Here is a 20252-nt window from a genome sequence, read left to right on the forward strand (position 1 = left end):
TCTCTTTTTCGTTATATATCAAATGCTATTCTTGTCGATTTTCATACTATACTATCATACCATTATTATATACTAAAAAAAAGTCCAGTTATCATGCTTTACAGAGGTTTACAATTTTGTAATCTCTATACATAAATCGGCTAAAAGATTTTACTTTAAGTAGATAAATAAAAGCAAAAAAAGACAGGCAACAAACTGCCTGTCTTTCTCTAAAATAGAATTAATCTGTTTCAATCAATCCGTATTTACCGTCTTTACGTTTATAAACGATGCTAGAACCATTTGTATCTGCGTCTTCGAAAATAAAGAAGTTATGTCCTAACATGTCCATTTGAAGAATCGCTTCTTCAGCATTCATTGGTTTCAAGCTTAAACGTTTTGTTCTAACGATTGCAGCACCAATTTCTTCTTCTGTTGCTTCGTCATCTTCTACCTCAAGATCTGCCCATAAATCAGGGTCTGTCGGTTGTGGTGCATCTACCCCTTGTGATTTACGGTTCTTACGATTAATTTTTGTTTTATATTTTCTCATTTGTCTTTCCAGTTTGCTTACAACTAAATCAACACTGCCATATAGATCTGGAGAAGTTTCTTCCGCACGTAAAACGATGTAAGGAAGTGGTACAGTTACTTCTACTTTCGCAGTTTTATCAGAGTAGGTTTTTAAATTCACATGTGCATTTGCTTCTGGCACATCCTTGAAATATTTCTCGATCTTACCTACCTTTTTTTCAACATAATCCCTAATTGCTTGGGTCACTTCTATGTTTTCTCCGCGAACATTGTATCTTAGCATATTCCTTCACCCTTCCAAATCTTATTTACTATGAGCCATTCTAGCACAAATCGCAGAATAACTCTCTAACAAACCATTGAAGCTTGTTTGTTATCTTATATTGATTATACATGATAGCGGTTACTTTCTCAATGAATCTCTACTATTTAATGGATATTCCTTTTATCTGAATACCGATAAGGATTGAACGTCCTTTGCCCCTTCCGATAGAAGGTACTCCATGGCATAGATCATCGTTCTTCCAGTTGTGTAAACATCGTCTATAACGAGTACATTTTTTCCTTTTATTGATTCTTTATTATGATCTGCCATACAAAACGGTTGGATGGATTGTAACCTTTCCTGCCTAGTTTTTTTTGATTGATTCTTTTCAGTTGTCGTGTTCTCAAGTAAGTTTGTATAAGGGATTCTTGCTGTCTTAAGCATGATTTCCGTTTGGTTGAATCCTCTAATTTGAAAACTTCTTTTAGATATAGGAATGGGTACAATCATATCGATTGCAGACATACTTCCTATCGCTTTGATTAAATCTTCTGAAATCATTCTGGCTACTCTAATATCACCTGTGAATTTGTATCGTTCCATCCATTCTTTGGCAAAAGCATTATAGGTATATAAAGCTTTATGATTCAGCGACTCTATCTTACTAGCCTTTATCCATTTTTGGCAGTCTTGACATACTTCGGTCGTTTCTTGCACACGAGAACAAAAAGGACAGCTAGGATTACCGCTTATTTTCTCTAACTTCGAATAACAAGATGCACATGCTGATTGAGCTTTCAGCTTTTTAAATGTAAATAAATCACTTATCGTCAATTTACTAGTTATCTGTTGACCACACCAGATACATCTTGTCATGTTAATAGAAGCCCTCTCTTTTTTGCGATAGTATTCATCTTCCTGATTTGCCGAATGGCTCTTTTCATTTCTATTGTCATTCCATCGTGGAAATACAAAACCTCTCCTGTTGGGTATTCTGGAGAGCGACCGGCTCTTCCAGCAATCTGAACCAGAGAAGACTCTGTAAAAATTCGGTCATCAGCACCAATAACGAGCACATCAATATCTGGAAAGGTTACACCCCTTTCGAGAATAGTTGTTGTCATTAAGAAGTCCAATTTTTTCTCCCTCATCAATAGAACTTTTTGCTTTCTTTGGTCATCTTGTGAATGGACAGCTTCAAATCTAGCTTCTTTGAACCTACGCTGCAAAATAATTTCAAATGTTTCCATCCATTCTATATTAGGTATAAATAACAGAAACTTCTTTTGAAGATCTAGTCGTTTTGTGATTTCTTTAAACACCTTTGTAGCTTGCTTAGGTTTAAGTAAGCTCTTTTCCCAATTTGGCTCTCTTATCACAATTGGGATTGGTAGCGGATGGCCGTGATATCTGGCCGGGAGTATGCTCGCTTTTAATTTCTTTTGACTAATCTTCTTCTGATCGCTACGGTCAGGTGTCGCCGTAAGATAAATCAGTGCAGACTGCGGTTTTCTTGCTTTATCTACCGCGAAATGTAGTGCTTCATCTAGTTTGAATGGAAAGGCATCGATTTCATCAATAATTAACAAATCAAAAGCTTCTTTGAATCGATAAAGCTGATGTGTTGTGGCTACAACTAGTTGCGTATATGTATAAGTTTCCTCCATTCCTCCATATAACACGCTCATTGACACATTAGGAAAAGCTTTTTGGATCCTAGGCGCCAGTTCAAGACAGACATCTACTCTTGGAGATGCTAAACAAATTCTTTTATGTGCTTTGATTGCTTTTTCTATTCCTGGAAACAACATTTCTGTTTTTCCTGCGCCCGCCACTGCCCAAAGTAAACGAACTTCATTAGAATCAATGGATTGAATAATTTCCTCGGAAGCTTCTCTTTGCTGGTTGGATAAAGTACCTTTCCATGCTAAAACTGGATCTTTAGATATTTCAAATTGATTCGGTTCAGGTGTATGAAAAAACTTTGAACACCTTCTGACTTTTCCCATCTGCAGACAATTCGTACAGTAAGTACAAGGTTGTCCACAAAAACAGTTATTGAATTCAATCGGAGTGATTTTTGTGTTACATCGTCTACAATATTCCTGACCCTTCTTTAAAAAAAATCCAGAGGTTTCTATTCGGCCACTTTCTTCTAGTTTTTCAAAATCTACGTTAACACATTCGGATTCCAATATTTCTCTACCATATAATTGATTAACCATCCCTAGCTCCATTCATATAGACTCGTTTTCTTCCTATCTATATAAACTATTAAAATAGTAATTTTCTGACGAAAAAAAGCCAGTACACAAATGTACTGACTCAATTGAATAATATAAAAAAAGTTAACACTAGTTTTAGTTTCAAGATTCATCTGTTTTGATTGTCCAAGTTAGGCCAATTGCACCTTCGCCAGTATGAACACCTATAACAGGTCCTAAAAAGCTTAAATTAAATTCGACTTCTGGGAAATCAATTTCAAGTCTCTCTTTGAACGCTTTCGCTTCATCTTCGCTGAATGCATGAACAATCGTTGCTTGAATTGGATAATCAGAGTCTTTAACTGATTTTTCAAGCAGGCTTTCGATTTTTCTTAACGCTTTTCGTTTGGTACGAATTTTATCATAAGGTACGATCAGTCCATCAACAAAGGTTAATACCGGTTTGATATTTAAAAATGTACCCACACTACCAGCGGCTCTCGATAAACGTCCGCCTTTTACTAAATTCGTTAAATCATCTACAACGAAGTATAATTCAGTTGCGGCTTTAATCGTATCAAGCTTTTCCAAAATCATTTCGACGCTTGCACCGTTCTTAGCCAATTTCGCAGCTTCCATTACTTGAAAAGCTTGCCCTGCAGCAGCTAATTCAGAATCATACGGAAATACCTTCACGTTCTCTAACGATTTTGAGACACTAACGGCGTTTTGATACGTACCGGAAATATTACCTGATAAATGTATACTTATAATGGCATCATACGTTTTTCCGAGTTCTTCATAAAGCGCTACAAAATCGCCTACTGTCGGTTGTGAGCTAGTAGGTAGTTTATCCATTTCTCTAACTTTCAAGAAAAATTCCTCAGAAGTAATATCTCGTTCTTCTTTATAAACTTCATTTTCAACAATACAAGATAATGGTACCGAATAGATATCATAGGCGTCATACTGTTCATGTGAGAGATAGGCTGTACTATCTGTTACTACGGCTATATTCATTCTTTCACCTCGTTTCATTCATTTGAATCCAGACTTTTATTTCTAACAAAATAGATAATCGTTCTTTTTGAATAAAGTATCTTATTAGCTCAATAAATCGCCTTGTAAATACACCTTTTTCATTATACACTAACTGGATAAAAAAAAGAAAGGCTGAAAATAACATGGAAAATTTTCGGACCATAAAAGAGAGCGGTTCTTATGAAATCGACATAAAAAAGTCAAGATTTATCTGTCATCTTAAAAGAACAGAAACAGAAGAAGACGCGAACGCTTTTATTGAAGCGATCAAAAAAGAACATTGGAAAGCCAATCATAATTGTTCTGCGTATATTATGGGAGAACGCTATGATATTCAACGTGCACATGATGATGGTGAACCTAGCGGGACGGCTGGTGTTCCTATGCTTGAAATTTTAAAGAAGCGGCAATTAAATAATGTGACAGCTGTCGTTACCCGATACTTTGGTGGAACTAAATTGGGTGCTGGTGGATTGATTCGTGCTTATGGCGGCGTCGTTAATGAAGCTCTTTCTTCTATTGGAATTGTTGAACGCCTCCTGCATCAATATATGACCGTCACTGTCTCTTATCCACAAAGTGGACGACTGGAAAACCAATTACGCCAGTCCGACTATCGACTTCAAGATATTCATTACACAGATACCGTTTCTTTTGAGTGCGTGATTGCATTAGAGAAAATGGATGCTTTTGTCTTGGATATTAAAGAATGGACAAGTGATCAAGGAAAAATAGTGTATGGACAAAAGGCTTGGATTGAAGTCCCTATTGAAGAATAAGCTAGTACCTTAATCCTTTTTGAGTTACACCATCAACAGCGATTCATTTTGTGACCACTTATGCACACTATACAGAGTTGTATCGTTTTTTTAACAAGAAAGCTTGACACTATACTTGAGAAAGAGAATAATGTATTTTAGACAATTATGTCTAAAAATCTAAAATTTCTCGTCCTATAAAGGAGTATTTATTTTGTCTAAAAACAATTCTAGTCGCGCGGTTAACCGTCGTTCGAATAAAAGTAAAAAGAAAAGTCAAATCATTATCCTCTGCATCTTGATTCCTATATTTATCGTCATCCTATTCGCAATGGCCTATTTTGCAAGATTGTTCGCCACTACAGAAAACGCTATTGAAGCCTCTTATCATGAAGTTGAACGAGCTAATCCTGTAGAAGAAGTGGATCCGATAGTAGAACCTGTGTCTTTCTTGATTATGGGTGTTGATAATGACGAAAATGATTCGCGTTCTTTAGGTTCTGCTAGAGCAGATTCAATTATTTACGCTACTGTCAATCCAATTACTCGAGAAATGAATATGGTCTCTATCCCAAGAGATACATACTTGCCCATCATAAAAAATAATCAAGTCGTTCGAAACGATAGAATTAACGCTGCTTACGCTGTTGGAGAAGAAAGTACTATGATCGAAACAGTAGAAAATTGGTTGGACGTTCCAATTCATTACTATGCTACATTCAACTTTGATGCTTTCCTTGAAATCATTGACGCTTTGGACGGTATTGATATGGACGTTCCAATCACTTTTTCTGAACAAGACTCTTCTGGAAAAATGGGTACTATTCATTTAGAAGAAGGATTCCAGACACTAAATGGAGAAGAAGCACTAGCACTTGCTCGAACAAGAAAAATCGATAACGATGTAGAACGTGGGCATCGCCAGCAGCTTGTTATTCAAGCCATCATGAACAAAGCATTGAACTTAGCTTCCCTTCCAAAATATACAGAAATCGTTGAGACAGTTGGCGCAAATATGAGAACCAATATGAGAATGAAAGATATGACTGCATTAGCTCAAACAGGTCTAGACAGTAAATTCGCGATTGAATCTCACGTATTTGAATGGTCAAGTTTTATGGAAAGAGGTATGGATTTGGTCAAAATCGATCCAACCAGCTTTGCTAATATTCAAATGGACCTTAAAAATTCACTAGATGCTAACGCATCTTCAAATCAATCCTATACAGAAGATTCAGACGAAGAAACCTCTTCTGGTCAAACAACTTATGACCAAGATGCCAGTGCTTCAGACCCTGTTACCTCTAGCTCTAGTTCAGATTAACGATCTTAACAAAGAAACCAGACGCCTTATTGGCCGTCTGGTTTCTTTTTATTTAATCGATTTCCGAATTCTCTTAGTGATTTGAGTAAAGGTCTTCTATCAGCGCCAACCAAACCAATAATTTCAACAAACAACTCTACGCCAATCACTACTGAAATAGTTAAAAGAGCCGAGCCCCAAAACGTAGAAAAGTTGTAGAGTAAAGCAATCACTGAAAATATAGCTGACACACTATAGATAGCTAACACGGTTTGTCTATGAGATAATCCCAGCGACATCAACCTATGATGAATATGATTTTTATCTGCGACAGATATAGACTGACGATTTATTTTTCGCCTAAGTATGGCAAAAAGCGTATCCGTTATCGGAATACCTAAAATGACAACAGGTAAAACCAAAGAAATCAATGTTGCATTCTTAAGTCCTTGTAACGAAAAGACACCGATCATAAATCCGATAAACAACGCTCCCGTGTCTCCTAGAAAAATACTAGCTGGTTGAAAATTATAGGGCCAGAAACCAGCGATTGCACCAATCAAGATAAAGATCATAATAGAAATCGAAACTTCTTGGATCGTTAAAAAGAAAAACCCGATAATTCCCATAGTTGTTAGTGCAATAATGGATACCCCGCTAGCTAATCCATCCAGTCCGTCTATCAAGTTTACCGCATTTGTAAAGCCAAGTATCCAAATCAGTGTGAATGGTAAACTCCAAGAACCAAATTCTAGTGTACCTATAAAAGGCAATGTCATGGTTTCCAAGGAAACATCCCCAAAATAAGAAACGATAAACGCTCCAATGAGGATACCAGTAATTTTTAGTAACGGACTAAGGTTTTTCAAATCGTCAATCATACCGGTGATTAGCACCGCTAATGATCCTAGAAAAATAGGAAAAACAATAGAATGTGGAATCGGTAGTAAGACAAACAAAGAAAAATAAAATGCAGTAAAGATCGTTATACCACCCATTGTTGGCATCACTTTATTGTGCACTCTTCTTGCGTCCGGTATATCGACTATTTTTAATTTGATTGCGATTCTTTTATAAATTGCCGTCAGCCCTATACTAATAATTGTAGTAGCAATCGTGACAAGCAAAACTAAGTACATATCATACATAATCATATCTCATTTCTGGTATACTTTCTTTCATTATATCATTGCGAGAATCCAAAACACAATTGCATTTCTGCATCAACTCAATTAAACTATAGAATAGGAATAGCGAGACTTATTTCAAAATTATCACGTCTTATATAACGATAAAGAATCGAGGCAGTCATGCGTTCACAAAAACACGAAAAAAAGCAGAATAGAAATAGATGGTTTATAAGAGGTTTTTTCTCAATCCTCGTTTTACTTATATTTATTCTCGGCTCCGGCGTAGGCTACTATGGAAGTAAAATCCTTGAAGTCCTCAATAACGTTTCAGAAGGCACGCCCGAAGAACTTCAAGACACTACCGAACAAGATATCCTCTTAAAGAATAGAAAACCCTTCTCAGTTCTTCTTCTTGGTCTTGATGAAGATGCAGGAACTAGACGATCTGATACAATTATCGTTGCCACTATCAACCCCACCGAAGAATCTGTTAAAATGCTTTCTATCCCAAGAGACACTATGATTGATCTTCCAGGAACCAATAGATCTGAAAAAATTAATGCCTTATATGCGTTTTACGGTGTATCCGGTACGATTGACTATATTGAAGAGTATCTCGATATCCCCATTTCTTATTACGCTACCTTAAACTTTGAAGGACTTGTTGATCTTGTCGACGCAGTTGGTGGTGTTACAGTAGACTCTCAATTATCTTTCACTGTACAAGACAGTACTGAAAAAGCAGATGCCATTGAAATTGATGAGGGTGTTCAAACCTTAGATGGCGAACATGCACTTGGTTACGCCCGAATGAGAAAACAGGATCCTCGTGGTGACTGGGGTAGACAAGAAAGACAACGAGAAGTCATTCAAGCTTTATCTGAAGAATTACTTTCCTTGAATTCTTTTACGAATTTCTCTCCAATAATGGATGCAATCAGCCCCAATTTCCAAACAAATCTTTCGGGAATGCAAATCTGGACGATTGCGAATAATTATACTGAAGCTGCTAACCACGTGGAATCGCTAGAATTACGTGGCGAGGCGGATTACGTCTATTTCCCGGCATATGGTTTGGATTTGTACGTATGGCTTCCTTTCGATGAATCTGTTAAAGAACTCCAAGATACGTTCAAACAACATCTCGAATTGGACACGTCAACAACAAGCGGAACAGGTGTCAATTTCGATGATCAGCTCGAGGACATTCCAGAAGATAATCCCGGTGACCGTTCTTTTGAAAACCCTCTAGAAGATGACCTAGATATAAATGAAGACTCCAATTAAAAAGAAACCTCTTGAAGAATACACGAACATGTATCTTTCAAGAGGTTTTTGTGTGTCTCAACTTTTTATAACTCTGATAATGGTGTATTTAGTCTTTCATCAATCAATTCAAACCACATCTGATAGCCATCTCCATTAGGATGAACCGCATCATCCAGAAAATCTTCTATATCGAAATCCAATGCTTGAATTTTTTCGTTCATCAATGTGAAAATATCGATAAACGGCCATTCCTGATTTCTTACAAATGCTGCAATTTCTTCATTGTATTGTTGATATGTTAGAACCCCATCATCTAAGTATACTTCGTTGTAGATTGTAGGATTTGCTGTTGTTAGCACAACGAGCGTTTCAGGTAATTCTTCACGGAAACGATTCATAATCGCAATCAATTCTTCTTTTGTATGAGAAAGATCGTTTTGAGGAAACCGGTTATTATTGATCAAACATAACTCAAATAAAATAATGTCAGGGTTCAGTTCTATGGTTTCTTGTATCTTGCCTTGGACCATTAAATCTGTCGTACTGAAGCCGTTAAAACCCTGGTTCCAGACCGTTGTTCTGATGCCTTCACGCTGAGATAATTCTTGCTCCAGTCGCTTCCCCCATACTGGTTTTTCAAGTGTTGCCCCCATGCCTCTCGTCACACTACTACCCAGCACTGCAATATCTACTACGCCATCTCTATTAGAAAGATATCGTACTCTATCTAAAAAAGTTTCAGATTCTTGTGCATAAACTTTAGAATGGTCATTAGTCAATTCTTGCGAAAGAGACTCTTGTTGTTGGTTTAATCTCCAATACAAACCACTAAATAAAATCAGGATTCCAAAAAATCCCACAAGATAATACTGGCTCTCAGTTTTTTCTTTTTCGTTCATATGACTCACTTCCATCCTCTAAGAATATAACACATTGTTTATTTAAATTGATGTTCCTATCTTACATAATTCTTTACGGGTTGTCTCCCTTTTTCCAATCATCTCTTATACTTTATCAATCAGTCGTAAAATCTCTGGCACATTTTAGAATATTGGGTATTCTAAACATAAAAAATGACCTGAAGCAATTGTGCACCTCAGGTCCTACAGACTTGCCATGGTTATTTTTTCGTGGCTTCTAAGAAAAATTCGTATCGGTCTCCAACATATTGAGAGCGAACGTATTCAAAGGGGGTTCCTTCTTGACTGTAACTGACTTGTCTAAGACGTAACACAGAAGAACCTCGTTTGATTCCAAGCATTTCTGCTATAGACTCAGATGCCCATGTAGCAGAAATGGTTTGTTCAGAACGCTCCACGCGCATCCCTTTTTCTATTTCAAGTGTTTTAAAAAGGTGTTGTGTGATTTGCGTTTTACTTAAATCTTCAACAAATTTAAAAGGAATCGTCGCGACTTCATAGCAAATGGGGATACCGTCTGCTGTACGAATTCTTTCCATGATGAGTACTTCTTCGTTGTGTTCAATCATCAATTTTTCTGCTTCGCTGATGCTAGCCGGTTTAGTATGAAAAGCTACTAGTTTACTAGCGGGATTTTTCCCTTGTCTTTCAACTGTTTCCGTAAAACTCGGAACACCACTCATTTTCTCTCTGACCTTTTCAAGCGCTACAAATGTTCCGGCGCCTCTTCTTCTCTCGAGCAAGCCTTCGTCTACTAAAGTATTCACGGCTTGTCTAGCAGTCATTCTACTTACATCAAATTGAAGAGCGAGATCTCTCTCTGAAGGAATTTTCCGACCTTCTTCCCATTCGCGAGAGTTGATCCACTCTCTCATTTGATTATGCATTTGTATATAAACAGGCATCTTCTTAGGCATGCAACTCATCCTTTCCAACATCACATTTAACTAAATAATTGATTTAGTTAAATGTGTTAGAACACTTTAAAGTCTACTTGCAGCTGCCTCATCGATTAAAATCGTCACGTTATCATGTGTCTGTAACACACTTGCCGGCACTTGTTCAGTTATGGAACCATTGATCATTTGATCTATAGCTTCAGATTTTTCTTCACCGTAAGCCATTAACACAATCTGCTTTGCGGACAATATCGACTTGATCCCCATTGAAAAAGCATACTTTGGTACTTCTTCTTCTGATTCAAAATATCGTTTATTTGCCTCGATTGTCGCATCTGTCAATTCTTCCATGTGTGTTTCTTGCAAGAAAGAAGTGCCAGGCTCGTTAAATCCAATGTGTGCATTTGTTCCAATTCCCAAAATCTGCAAGTCGATCGGGTATTCTTCTATTATCTTATTGTACCTTTTTATTTCTTCTTGTTCATCCCCTAATCCGTCAGGTATAAAAGTTTTTTTGAATGGTTTAGATGAAAATAGATTTTCTTCCATAAAAGTATGATAACTTTGTGGATGATCAGCTGGAAGTCCTACATATTCGTCAAGGTTGATAGAAATCATGTCAGAATAATCCAACTCACTTTCTCTCATCTCTTTGTATAACGTTTCAGGCGTACTTCCAGTCGCTAACCCTAGAACTTTTGCTCCAGATTGCATGGCTTCTTTGATGAGTTCGAATGCTTTTTTCCCACCCTGCTCTTTATTTTCTACTACAATAACATTTAATCCATGTTTCGTTTTAAATTGTCTAGCTGATGTCATGTATTTCTCCTCCTACAATCGTTTGAACTAATGTCAAGTCTTCTGTCAGTACGAGCATATCTGCATCATTACTTGGCATCAGTGCTCCTTTACGCTCCAACTTGAACTCCTTTGCCTGATTCACCGAGCTCATTTTAACGGCTTCTTCTATGGAACAACCTGTAAACTGAATCATATTTTTGAAAGCATCTATAAAGGTCAGAACACTACCAGCTAAAGTTCCGTCTTCCAGTCTAGCTTGTTTGTCTTTTACCGTAACTTTTTGACCACCCAGTTCGCTTTCTCCCTCTGGAGCATTTTTTGCGCGCATGGCATCTGTGATCAACTCAATCCCATCGGCACCTTTTGCCTTGTAGGCTAACTGAACCATTTCTGGTGAGATATGAAATCCATCTACAATCATTTCTACAGTGACTTCATCTTCTAGCAAACCAAATCCGCTGACTCCAATCTCTCTATGATGCAGTCCACGTTGCCCGTTAAACAAATGCGTTATATGAGTCGCTCCAGAATCTTTGAGTTCTTGATATTTTGCGTCTGAATGTCCTGCTGAAAGAACGATGTCCTGTTCTTCACAGTATTTTTCAAAATCAGACACGTCTCCGGTTTCAGGTGCATAGGTGACTAGCTTGATTAATCCACCGCTTAGATCATTCCATTTCTCCATCTTCTCTTTATCTGCAACGGCAATATATTTTTCAGGCTGGGCGCCTTTATGCTTAACCGATAAAAAAGGCCCTTCTAAATGAATACCTTGAATCATCGGATTCATTTCAGCAGCTTCTTTGATTTGTTCCATTGCTGCCTCAATACTTTCATCTGACTGCGTCATTGTTGTCGGGAAGTAACTCGTGATGCCTTCAGACATCATTTTTTTAGTCATTTCGCTGATCTCTTCTGCAGTACCATCCATGTTATCTGTTCCGTAACCACCATGGCTATGAACATCGATAAATCCAGGTATAATCAATTGATTTTTCATATCGATTTCTTTTTCATCTTCTTGGGGCTGATAGGCATCCATCTGTCCAACGCCGATAATTTCCTGATCAAACCTTACATAACCGTCTTCTATGAGGGTTTCTCCTGTATAAATTTGCGCGTGCATATATACTGTTGTCATAACTACTCCTCCTTATGTTCTATTCTGTCTCATTGTAATTGGTATATACCAAAATGTCAACTGTATGATCAGACGTGTACTTATGTTATAAAATAAAAAACCCCGGAACAACATATCCAGGGTTTAAGCTATTCTATTTCCAGAAATCGTCGAAAACTGTAATCGGTAAATGGCGTTTGTGCTGTGTTTTCAAATACCATTCTTCAATTTTTTCTGCTGCTTGCTCAGAAACGTCTCTACCTTCAAGATAAGCGTCAATTTCCTCATACGTTACTCCAAGAGCATCTTCATCAGCTAATCCAGGTTTGTCGCTTTCCAGGTCAGCTGTTGGAACTTTTTTGTAAAATGCTTCTGGCGCACCCAAAGCTTTCAACAACTCTTTACCTTGACCTTTGTTTAATCTGAAGAGCGGATTTAAATCTGTACCGCCATCGCCGTATTTGGTAAAGAAACCTGTGACACTCTCTGCAGAATGATCTGTACCTAACACTGCTCCACTGTGATGAGCAGCTACCGCATACTGGATGACCATTCTTTCTCTAGCTTTGATATTCCCTCTATTAAAGTCAGAAATATCGACTCCACCATTTTTCAACGAAGCGACTGAAGCATCTACTGTTGGTTTAATATCTACTTTAACGACTTTGTCTGGTTTCATCCATTCAATCGCAGCCATCGCATCGTCCTCATCAACCTGCTCGCCATACGGTAATCTCATGGCTACAAACGCATAGCTTTCATCTTTAGTTTCTTCACGCATCTCTTCCATCGTAATCTGCGCTAATCTCCCTAATAAAGAAGAATCTTGTCCTCCAGAAATACCAAGTACAAATGATTTTAAAAAGGTATGTTTTTTCAAATAGTCTTTCATCAGATCAACACTTCTACGAATTTCTTCTTGCGCATCAATCTCTGGTGAAACAGCCATTTCATCTATAATTTGTTTTCTTAAATCTGATATCACGTTCTGTCATCCCCCATCAAATAATATAAAATGATTCTATTTTAGTTTAACAGTAAATCCAATTCATTTCTAAAATACTGATTTTGATTTATCTGTCGGCATATTTTTAAATTGTTTGATTGTTTCTACTTTGGCATCAAATAATTTTTGTGATAAATCTACTGGATAAGGTTCAGGATTCAATAAGCGTTTATTTTCTTCCCATTGTTCAGCTAAACTCTTCATAGCATAGGTTCTAATGTCTTCAAGCGCCGGCAAGTCGTAGACTGTTTCTCCATTAACGATAATATCCTGTAAGAGAGGTCTAGCCTGAAACTCTGTAAGTGTTTTATTAATGTAGTTGTATTGTGGGTGGAACATAAATAAGTCTGCCTGCTCATTTGGTTGTTCTTCAACCAGAGTAATATAATCACCCTCAGGTTTCTGGTCATTATTTGAACGAATTCTCCAAACCTGTTTTTTACCTGGGGTTGTGATTTTAGCGGCATTTCCTGTCAACTTAAGCGTGTGATGCATTCCGCCGTCATGTCCTTCTACGGAAACAATTTTGTAGACAGCACCTAAAGCTGGTTGATCATACGCTGTGATCATTTTTGTTCCAACGCCCCACACATCGATTTTAGCGCCTTGCATTTTCAAGTTCAAAATCGTTTCCGCATCAAGGTCGTTTGAAACAAAGATTTTGGCGTCTGTGAATCCAGCATCATCTAACTGCTGACGAACTCTTTTAGATAGGTAAGATAAATCTCCTGAATCTAGTCTAACTCCTAAAAAGTTAATGGTGTCGCCCATTTCTTTTGCAACTTTGATTGCATTCGGCACACCTGATTCCAATGTGTTGAAAGTGTCTACTAAAAAGACACAATCTTTATGCGTTTCAGCATATGCTTTGAAAGCTTGGTACTCATCACGATAGGCTTGCACCAATGCATGCGCATGGGTTCCAGATGCTGGAATACCAAAGATCTTAGCTGCTCTTGTATTACTCGTCGAATCGACTCCTGCGATGTAAGTTGCTCTCGCTCCCCAAATCGCTGCATCCATTTCCTGGGCACGTCGAGCCCCAAACTCTAAGACAGGATCATCTCCAGCCGCACTTTTAATCTGGGCTGCTTTAGTCGCAATCAATGTCTGGAAGTTCACAATATTTAATAACGCTGTTTCAATCAATTGGCAGTCAATGATGGATCCTTCCACTTGAATAAGCGGTTCATTTGCAAAAGCCACTTCCCCTTCTTTAAATGAACGCAAGGTTCCTTTAAAACGCCAATCTTTAAGAAAGTTCAGAAACTCTTCTGGATAATGTTCAATGTCTCTCAAATAATCAATATCGGATTCTGTGAATTTTAAATTTTCAATGTATTTAACGACTCTTTCAAGTCCTGTAAAAATCGTATAACCCATACCAAACGGATTATTTCGATAATAAACTTCAAATACGGCGCGTTTCTGATCGTTCCCTTTCTTCCAGTGGGTCAAAATCATGTTGATTTCATACAAGTCTGTATGTAACGCAACGCTATCATCCGCATATGTCGGGTTCATAGTGTATTTCCTCCTAATCGGTGCTTACAATATGTTAGTTAGTATATCATATTCTCTTACTGGTTTCTTTCAATGTGACTAAACGAATCTTGTCTCATAAACAGTTTCTATAAACTTCCATTGTTTCAATCCCTTGCTTTTCGATAGTGAATTGCTTGCTCCACTCGTAAAAGCGCGTTCCTTTTAAATTCAAAGTGCCTTGTTCCCACTCATCGTAAGCTTCTTTAATTGCTTGAGCAAGAGCGATTGGATCTTCTGCTGGAATGAGCCAACCAATCGTTTCGTCAGGAATCATTTCTTTTACGTCTCCCACATCTGTAGCAATGACAGGTCTCTTATTTTCTCCAGCTTCCAAAGCGACGAGTGGAAAACTTTCACTAAGTGATGGATTGATCAAAATATCCGATTCAACGATTTGCTTCCCTACTGCTTTCGCTTCAATCCACCCTAGGAAATGAATTTTTTCTGCTAATCCCGCTTTTTCAACAGACTCATGAAGAGCTGGTTCTTGTTCCCCTATCCCGCAAATGTTCAATTCCCAGTTATCAAAACGAACAAATTTCAACGCTTCAATTAAATAGTGATGACCTTTTACCCATTCCAGTCGACCAACAGTGATCATTTTAAAATGATTTTTTTTCTCACTCATTCCCTGATGACTGGTTGACTGTTCGAAGGCACGACCGTTATGTACGACCGTAATGTGTTGTTCATTTACATGATGTTGAGCCAATATCCTTTTTATTTCACCGGAAACAGCAATCAAGTGATCTGGTATGGTCAAAGACTTCAAGTTAAGCCATTCAAAGACTTTACCTCTAAGTCCTCGGCCCTCGAAATCTAATGTAGGATCGCTATGAATGGTTGTGATCCACTTAGCCTTCATAGTCGAGCGGATCAAACCTACAAGTAGATTGGCTCTGGGACCATGTGAGTGGACGATGTCGAACTGATTCTGATTGATCCATTTTCTTAATCTTGAAAGAATCGACAGATCATATCTTGAGCGCTGGCGGAGTACCGTAACCGATATACCATTTTTTCGAGCACTTTCTGCTACTGGACCTTCTTCAAATACGAGCAATTCCATATCGATCTTGTCTATCCCTTGAAAGAGTGACAAGATATGAAATAAGCCCCCCCCATACTCATTACCAGCATTAATGTGTAAAATTTTCATTTCACTACGTTCTAAGATCTTATTTTTCATTTTTAGTAGCTCTCTTTAATCGACGTTGCTTACGAATTTCTCTCATAAATACAGGTAGCGCTAGCATGCGTTTATATCTGGACGGTTGTTTTAACAATCTATAAAGCCATTCGATATGCAACTGCTGAACAATCTTTGGCGCGCGTTTCGATTTTCCAGATAATACATCAAAACTTCCACCTACTCCAATTGCGAGGCCTCGGTCAGCCACTTGAAGATACTGATGGATCCAATTTTCTTGTCTTGGAAATCCAAATGCCACAAGAATTAAATCAGGTTTCAATTCAGCGATTTGCTCAATCATCTTAGGATCTGAATGGTCAAAATAACCGTGATGATATCCGACGATTTCCAGACCTGGCCAGAGCTTTCTTGCATTTTCTACTGCTTTTGCAACAACTTCCTCTTGAGCTCCAATAAAGTATACGCGTTTGTTGTATTCGCTAGACAATTCTAGTAAACCCAGCATCAATTCAAAACCAGGTACTCTCTCTTTGATTGGGGTTTTGAGTGTTTTGGCAGCTCTGACGATTCCAATACCGTCTGGAGCTATGTAATCTGCTTTCAATAATAAATCGAAGTACCTGTCGTCTTCTTTTGCATACATGACAATTTCCGGATTAGCTGTGACCAGAAAGGTTTTCTGCTGATTTTCCATTCTCATGAGAAGCTGGGTCAGAAATTCTACTCGAGTTAAATTATTAAAAGGAATGCCTAATATCGATATCTTCTCATTGTTCATTCCATTCATCCGTTCCATAGATTCTATTGCTTTTATTGTAATACAATTCTTCCCTACCGTACAGTCAATCCTTGCTTTAAATAGCTCTTAATTCAGCTTTTTTCAGTTACTTTTACTCTGATTCAATATATCTCTGACAAATGCCCACTTCTGGTCTGTATAAGATTGAATTCCTATTCCTGGCTGCGCTACAATTTCTTGCTTCAATTCCTTATAGGCTTCTCTTGCTTGGCTGTTCTGGTTTAAATGAATGCTAAAAAACAACAAATCATTCCACTTCTTTGAGTCTTTTTCAACAAGATGAATAAAATGTGTTTTAACTGAATAACTCTTGTCCGTAAAACGTGCAAGTACAATCTCATCTGATTTCTCAACTTTCAATCTTAAAAAACCGGCTTCTTTTAACTGCTCAAATAGCTTAGTGTCAATCTGCTTCAAAGAATCAATCCCTACCATAATATCAATAATCGGTTTTGCTGGCATTCCCACTATCGATGTACTACCAATATGCTGAATTTGATCCGAATTTAGTGCTGTACAGTTAATGATTTGCTTTTTAGTATCCATAAAGGCTTTTTCCCAAGTCGGATCATACGGGCTTAGTCTTACAACATTTTTCTTCAATCCAAGTTCCATACACAAACACCTCTTCTAAGTAGTATAAAGAATTTTCCACATAATATTAAGCGATTCTATTATAAATCCATAAGACTGTAACTGAATCGTGACTTTGAGAAATAAAAAGAGCAGAAGAGTTGTGCTCTCCTGCTCAATCGTTTAAGTTATTTAGTTTTTTATTTTTATAAAGAAACGTCTTCTGACTCGCTTCCTTTTTTGTTTTTAACGGTAACTTTTTTAGGTTCAATTTTTAAAACAAGAATGTTAGGATCCTGCTTGCTCTCGTAACGCTCATCCATGTAATCATTCCAAGATTTATCAATCACTTCTTGGTTTTCAGTTGTTGAAACAACACCTTCTATTTCAACATAATCTTTATTAATCAAACCTTCTTCATGTCCAAGTAATACAAAAACATTTGGATTTTGTTCGATATCTTCTACTTTTTCTGTTCTTTTATCGGTAACCGTATAAAGGGTTAGTCCTTCACTATGAAAAGACATATAGCGTGCTACTGGTTTATTTCCTGATATAGTCGCTAGTATACCTGTATCATTCTTGTCCATGATTTTTAAAGCTTTTTCTTTTGAATTAGCCATATTACTCATCTCCTTTGAAGTTATCTTAACTATGCCAGAGATATTGCTTGTATGCAAAGAATCTGCTTTTAGGTAAATAAAAAAAGCAATCTTTGAAGACTGCTCTTTCTCAAAATCAATATGGAATTGATTAAGATTGAACTTGATTTTTCCCAGTACTTTTCACTTTGTATAGCATACTATCTGCTCTGTTGAACAACTGACTAACAGTCTCTTTAGGCTGATACTGTGCAACACCCGCACTACTTGTTACTTCAGCTGGCTCAGTGAAATCCGCTTTTGACAATTGAGTTCTAATTAATTCTGAGAATTCATGCGCTTCTGCTTTTGAAGTGTCGGGTAAGACAATCATAAATTTTCCACCTTCAAAATTTCCTGCGTAATCTCCATCTCTCAAATTATCATTAATAATTTGCCCAGCTTTCTTGATGATCTCGTCTCCAAAAAGTGGACCGAAAAGAGAATTCTGGTGACTCAAATTATCAATATCTAGTAAACTGATCGAAACAGTTTTATTTTCACCCATTTGAGCCTCATTTACAAGTTTGCCTAGCTCAAACAAAATATTCGCTCGGTTATATAAACCTGTCATTGAATCTTTTTTAGATTGGATTGCCCATTCTTTGTTTTCTTCTAACAGTCTGCGTCTTTCTTCTTCATAATCTGTAACATCGAATACGATGCCCGACAAAAATAAAGGCGCGCCTTCTTCAGAACGCTTGGTAACTTTACCACGATCATAGTACGTACGGTAACCACCATCTTTGGTTTTGATTCGATATCTTACCTCCCAGACTGGAATCTGGTTTGATAAATGATCGCGCATAGCGTCCATTACGCGCTCATAATCATCTGGATGTAGTTTATCCGTAAAGAATTGGAAGTCAACGTATTCTGGCAATTCTTCTTTTGTGTATCCTAATGCCATAGCTTTCATAGGATTGAACGTCACTCTATTTACTTGAAAATCCCAATACCAATGTCCTAAATTACCAGACCATGCGAAGTCCAAAGAATCCTGTTCTTCTTGTAGGGTTAATAACTCTCTGTTTAATCGTTTAACAGATTCCAATTCTGATTTAAGTGCTTCAAGTTCTTTTTGTATATCTTTCTCGTTCATCTACTCACACCTCTCGAAAATAATTATATGACACAGCGACATATGTATATACAGTTATGAGAGACCCTCAATTAAAAAAATGAATGTCTGTTCACATTTAAGACAATAAATGAAAGCACTTTTCTATAACTCGGATTATATTAACACCTTTTTTAGAATATATCTAAATCTTTTATTAATGATTTTTTTATTTTAGTTTCTACTTGTTTTAAATAAAACTTATTATTTTCTCATTAAGTCAATATTGTTTTTATTTGTTTGATTTCTTTACTCGTTTTCAGGATTATTATCCTTTTATCAGAACTATTCTTTAAAGCATTTAAGATTAGTGGTCGATTTGTTTTATTGAAATTCCATACAAACTTCAAAAAGTCTTTTTCAATTTTATTGGGATTTCCAAATGTTCTATTATGTAAAATCTTGCCTTTGATGAAGCGTTTGAGTATTCTATAAACGCAAAGTATTCTAGGTAAGTCTAGCCATATTACGGTGTCTGCTGCAATCAGTCGTCTACTAAGCGTCCGGTTATAATTACCATCAATAATCCAGCAATCTTTTAACAGAATTTTTTCTAGCTGTTCATCAAAATCAGCTCTATTAAGAGTATGATTATCATCTATCCAATTGATTCTGTCCAGGTGGATCAGTTCTAGATCTAGTGCTTTAGCTAGTCTCTCAGATAGTGTTGATTTACCAGAACCAGGACAACCTATGACCAGTATCTTTTTCATTTCTTCCATCCTTTCCAATCGAGTGTTTATAAAATAATAGAGTAGAACAACACAATCACCACACTTAGAACTGTCAGCACAGCAGCTATCGGTATACAAACTTTGAATACCGGTTTTTGAGTCTTATGCCGAAACTTGGTCATTCCTGTCCAAGCACCAATACCTCCAAGTAAAAATGCACTGAGTAATAAGTGTTTTTCGGAAATTCTATAAATACCCTTCTTCGCCCTTTTTTTGTCTGAGTAAAATAAATAAAATGTGTATAGGTTTATCACAAAAATAAACGTTATCGTAATCATTTGAAAGTAGTTTAATGTTTCAAACATCTCTGTTCCTCCTAGTTTAAATCGATTGAAAAAGCATCTTCTATTTTACGGTTCTATGTCAATTAGCGTTGGTGAAGAATAAAGCTAGAAAATAATCGTACTTGGAAGAGAACAGATAGTTAGCTTATGCTGCTATGTGTTCTCTTTCTTTTT

General features: G+C 37.0%; 21 protein-coding genes. 3 read left to right on the top strand and 18 right to left on the bottom strand.

The window, feature by feature from the left end; genetic code table 11:
• Positions 1-220: 220 nt before the first annotated feature.
• The 4 genes from hpf to ACFP65_RS04870 form a co-directional block, all read right to left on the bottom strand.
• Positions 221-796 carry a ribosome hibernation-promoting factor, HPF/YfiA family gene (hpf, locus tag ACFP65_RS04855; protein WP_379916425.1) on the bottom strand — a complete coding sequence of 192 codons (576 nt, stop codon included), beginning with the start codon at positions 794-796 and terminating at the stop codon, positions 221-223.
• Between the two features lie 162 nt (positions 797-958).
• Complete coding sequence (locus ACFP65_RS04860; protein WP_379916427.1) at positions 959-1654, bottom strand: ComF family protein; 696 nt, start codon at positions 1652-1654, stop codon at positions 959-961.
• Positions 1651-3003 carry a DEAD/DEAH box helicase gene (locus tag ACFP65_RS04865; protein ID WP_379916429.1) on the bottom strand — a complete coding sequence of 451 codons (1353 nt, stop codon included), beginning with the start codon at positions 3001-3003 and terminating at the stop codon, positions 1651-1653. The genes ACFP65_RS04860 and ACFP65_RS04865 overlap by 4 nt, the downstream gene beginning before the upstream one ends.
• Positions 3004-3144: 141 nt before the next feature.
• Positions 3145-4002: a DegV family protein gene (locus ACFP65_RS04870; protein WP_379916431.1), complete on the bottom strand. Its 858-nt coding sequence runs from the start codon at positions 4000-4002 to the stop codon at positions 3145-3147.
• Between the two features lie 164 nt (positions 4003-4166).
• Here ACFP65_RS04870 and ACFP65_RS04875 point away from each other — a divergent pair, with 164 nt between their 5' ends.
• Complete coding sequence (locus tag ACFP65_RS04875) at positions 4167-4802, top strand: YigZ family protein (protein ID WP_379916433.1); 636 nt, start codon at positions 4167-4169, stop codon at positions 4800-4802.
• Between the two features lie 193 nt (positions 4803-4995).
• A complete protein-coding gene (locus ACFP65_RS04880; protein ID WP_379916435.1) occupies positions 4996-6105 on the top strand; it encodes an LCP family protein in 1110 nt (369 codons plus the stop codon).
• Between the two features lie 26 nt (positions 6106-6131).
• Here the strand turns inward: ACFP65_RS04880 and ACFP65_RS04885 are convergent, their stop codons facing one another.
• Positions 6132-7223, bottom strand: a complete 1092-nt coding sequence (locus tag ACFP65_RS04885; protein ID WP_379916471.1) for a glycosyltransferase family 4 protein — start codon at positions 7221-7223, stop codon at positions 6132-6134.
• A gap of 171 nt (positions 7224-7394) precedes the next feature.
• Between ACFP65_RS04885 and ACFP65_RS04890 the strand changes: the two genes are divergently transcribed.
• Positions 7395-8501 (top strand): LCP family protein, encoded by a 1107-nt coding sequence (locus ACFP65_RS04890; RefSeq protein ID WP_379916437.1) that lies wholly within the window; start codon positions 7395-7397, stop codon positions 8499-8501.
• A 65-nt stretch (positions 8502-8566) separates the two neighbouring features.
• Here ACFP65_RS04890 and ACFP65_RS04895 read toward each other — a convergent pair whose 3' ends face one another.
• The 13 genes from ACFP65_RS04895 to ACFP65_RS04955 form a co-directional block, all read right to left on the bottom strand.
• Positions 8567-9382, bottom strand: a complete 816-nt coding sequence (locus tag ACFP65_RS04895) for an SGNH/GDSL hydrolase family protein (protein ID WP_379916439.1) — start codon at positions 9380-9382, stop codon at positions 8567-8569.
• 221 nt (positions 9383-9603) lie between these two features.
• The gene (locus ACFP65_RS04900; RefSeq protein WP_379916441.1) at positions 9604-10320 is read right to left on the bottom strand and encodes a GntR family transcriptional regulator; all 717 of its coding nucleotides are present in this window, start codon (positions 10318-10320) and stop codon (positions 9604-9606) included.
• A gap of 66 nt (positions 10321-10386) precedes the next feature.
• On the bottom strand, positions 10387-11121 hold the full coding sequence (locus ACFP65_RS04905; RefSeq protein ID WP_379916443.1) for a glucosamine-6-phosphate deaminase: 735 nt from the start codon (positions 11119-11121) through the stop codon (positions 10387-10389).
• Positions 11108-12244 carry an N-acetylglucosamine-6-phosphate deacetylase gene (gene nagA / locus ACFP65_RS04910; protein ID WP_379916445.1) on the bottom strand — a complete coding sequence of 379 codons (1137 nt, stop codon included), beginning with the start codon at positions 12242-12244 and terminating at the stop codon, positions 11108-11110. The genes ACFP65_RS04905 and nagA overlap by 14 nt, the downstream gene beginning before the upstream one ends.
• 133 nt (positions 12245-12377) lie before the next feature.
• Complete coding sequence (gene nadE / locus ACFP65_RS04915) at positions 12378-13205, bottom strand: ammonia-dependent NAD(+) synthetase (protein WP_379916473.1); 828 nt, start codon at positions 13203-13205, stop codon at positions 12378-12380.
• Between the two features lie 72 nt (positions 13206-13277).
• Entirely contained in the window at positions 13278-14753 is a 1476-nt protein-coding gene (locus tag ACFP65_RS04920) for a nicotinate phosphoribosyltransferase (protein WP_379916446.1), read from the bottom strand.
• Positions 14754-14847: 94 nt separating this feature from the next.
• Positions 14848-15963, bottom strand: coding sequence for a glycosyltransferase family 4 protein (locus ACFP65_RS04925; RefSeq protein WP_379916448.1), 1116 nt, complete (start codon positions 15961-15963; stop codon positions 14848-14850).
• On the bottom strand, positions 15953-16705 hold the full coding sequence (locus ACFP65_RS04930; protein WP_379916450.1) for a WecB/TagA/CpsF family glycosyltransferase: 753 nt from the start codon (positions 16703-16705) through the stop codon (positions 15953-15955). Before ACFP65_RS04930 ends, ACFP65_RS04925 begins: the two co-directional genes overlap by 11 nt.
• A 102-nt stretch (positions 16706-16807) precedes the next feature.
• Entirely contained in the window at positions 16808-17341 is a 534-nt protein-coding gene (locus ACFP65_RS04935; RefSeq protein WP_379916451.1) for a GrpB family protein, read from the bottom strand.
• A 164-nt stretch (positions 17342-17505) separates the two neighbouring features.
• A complete protein-coding gene (locus tag ACFP65_RS04940; RefSeq protein WP_379916453.1) occupies positions 17506-17922 on the bottom strand; it encodes a pyridoxamine 5'-phosphate oxidase family protein in 417 nt (138 codons plus the stop codon).
• Between the two features lie 130 nt (positions 17923-18052).
• Positions 18053-19042, bottom strand: coding sequence for a sensor domain-containing diguanylate cyclase (locus tag ACFP65_RS04945; protein WP_379916455.1), 990 nt, complete (start codon positions 19040-19042; stop codon positions 18053-18055).
• A 233-nt stretch (positions 19043-19275) separates the two neighbouring features.
• A complete protein-coding gene (locus tag ACFP65_RS04950) occupies positions 19276-19773 on the bottom strand; it encodes an AAA family ATPase (protein WP_379916457.1) in 498 nt (165 codons plus the stop codon).
• A 26-nt stretch (positions 19774-19799) separates the two neighbouring features.
• Positions 19800-20099 (bottom strand): DUF1294 domain-containing protein, encoded by a 300-nt coding sequence (locus tag ACFP65_RS04955; RefSeq protein ID WP_379916459.1) that lies wholly within the window; start codon positions 20097-20099, stop codon positions 19800-19802.
• Positions 20100-20252: the final 153 nt, after the last annotated feature.

The organism is Marinilactibacillus sp. GCM10026970 (assembly GCF_042660675.1).
In the GTDB taxonomy this organism is placed as follows: Bacteria; Bacillota; Bacilli; order Lactobacillales; family Carnobacteriaceae_A; genus Marinilactibacillus.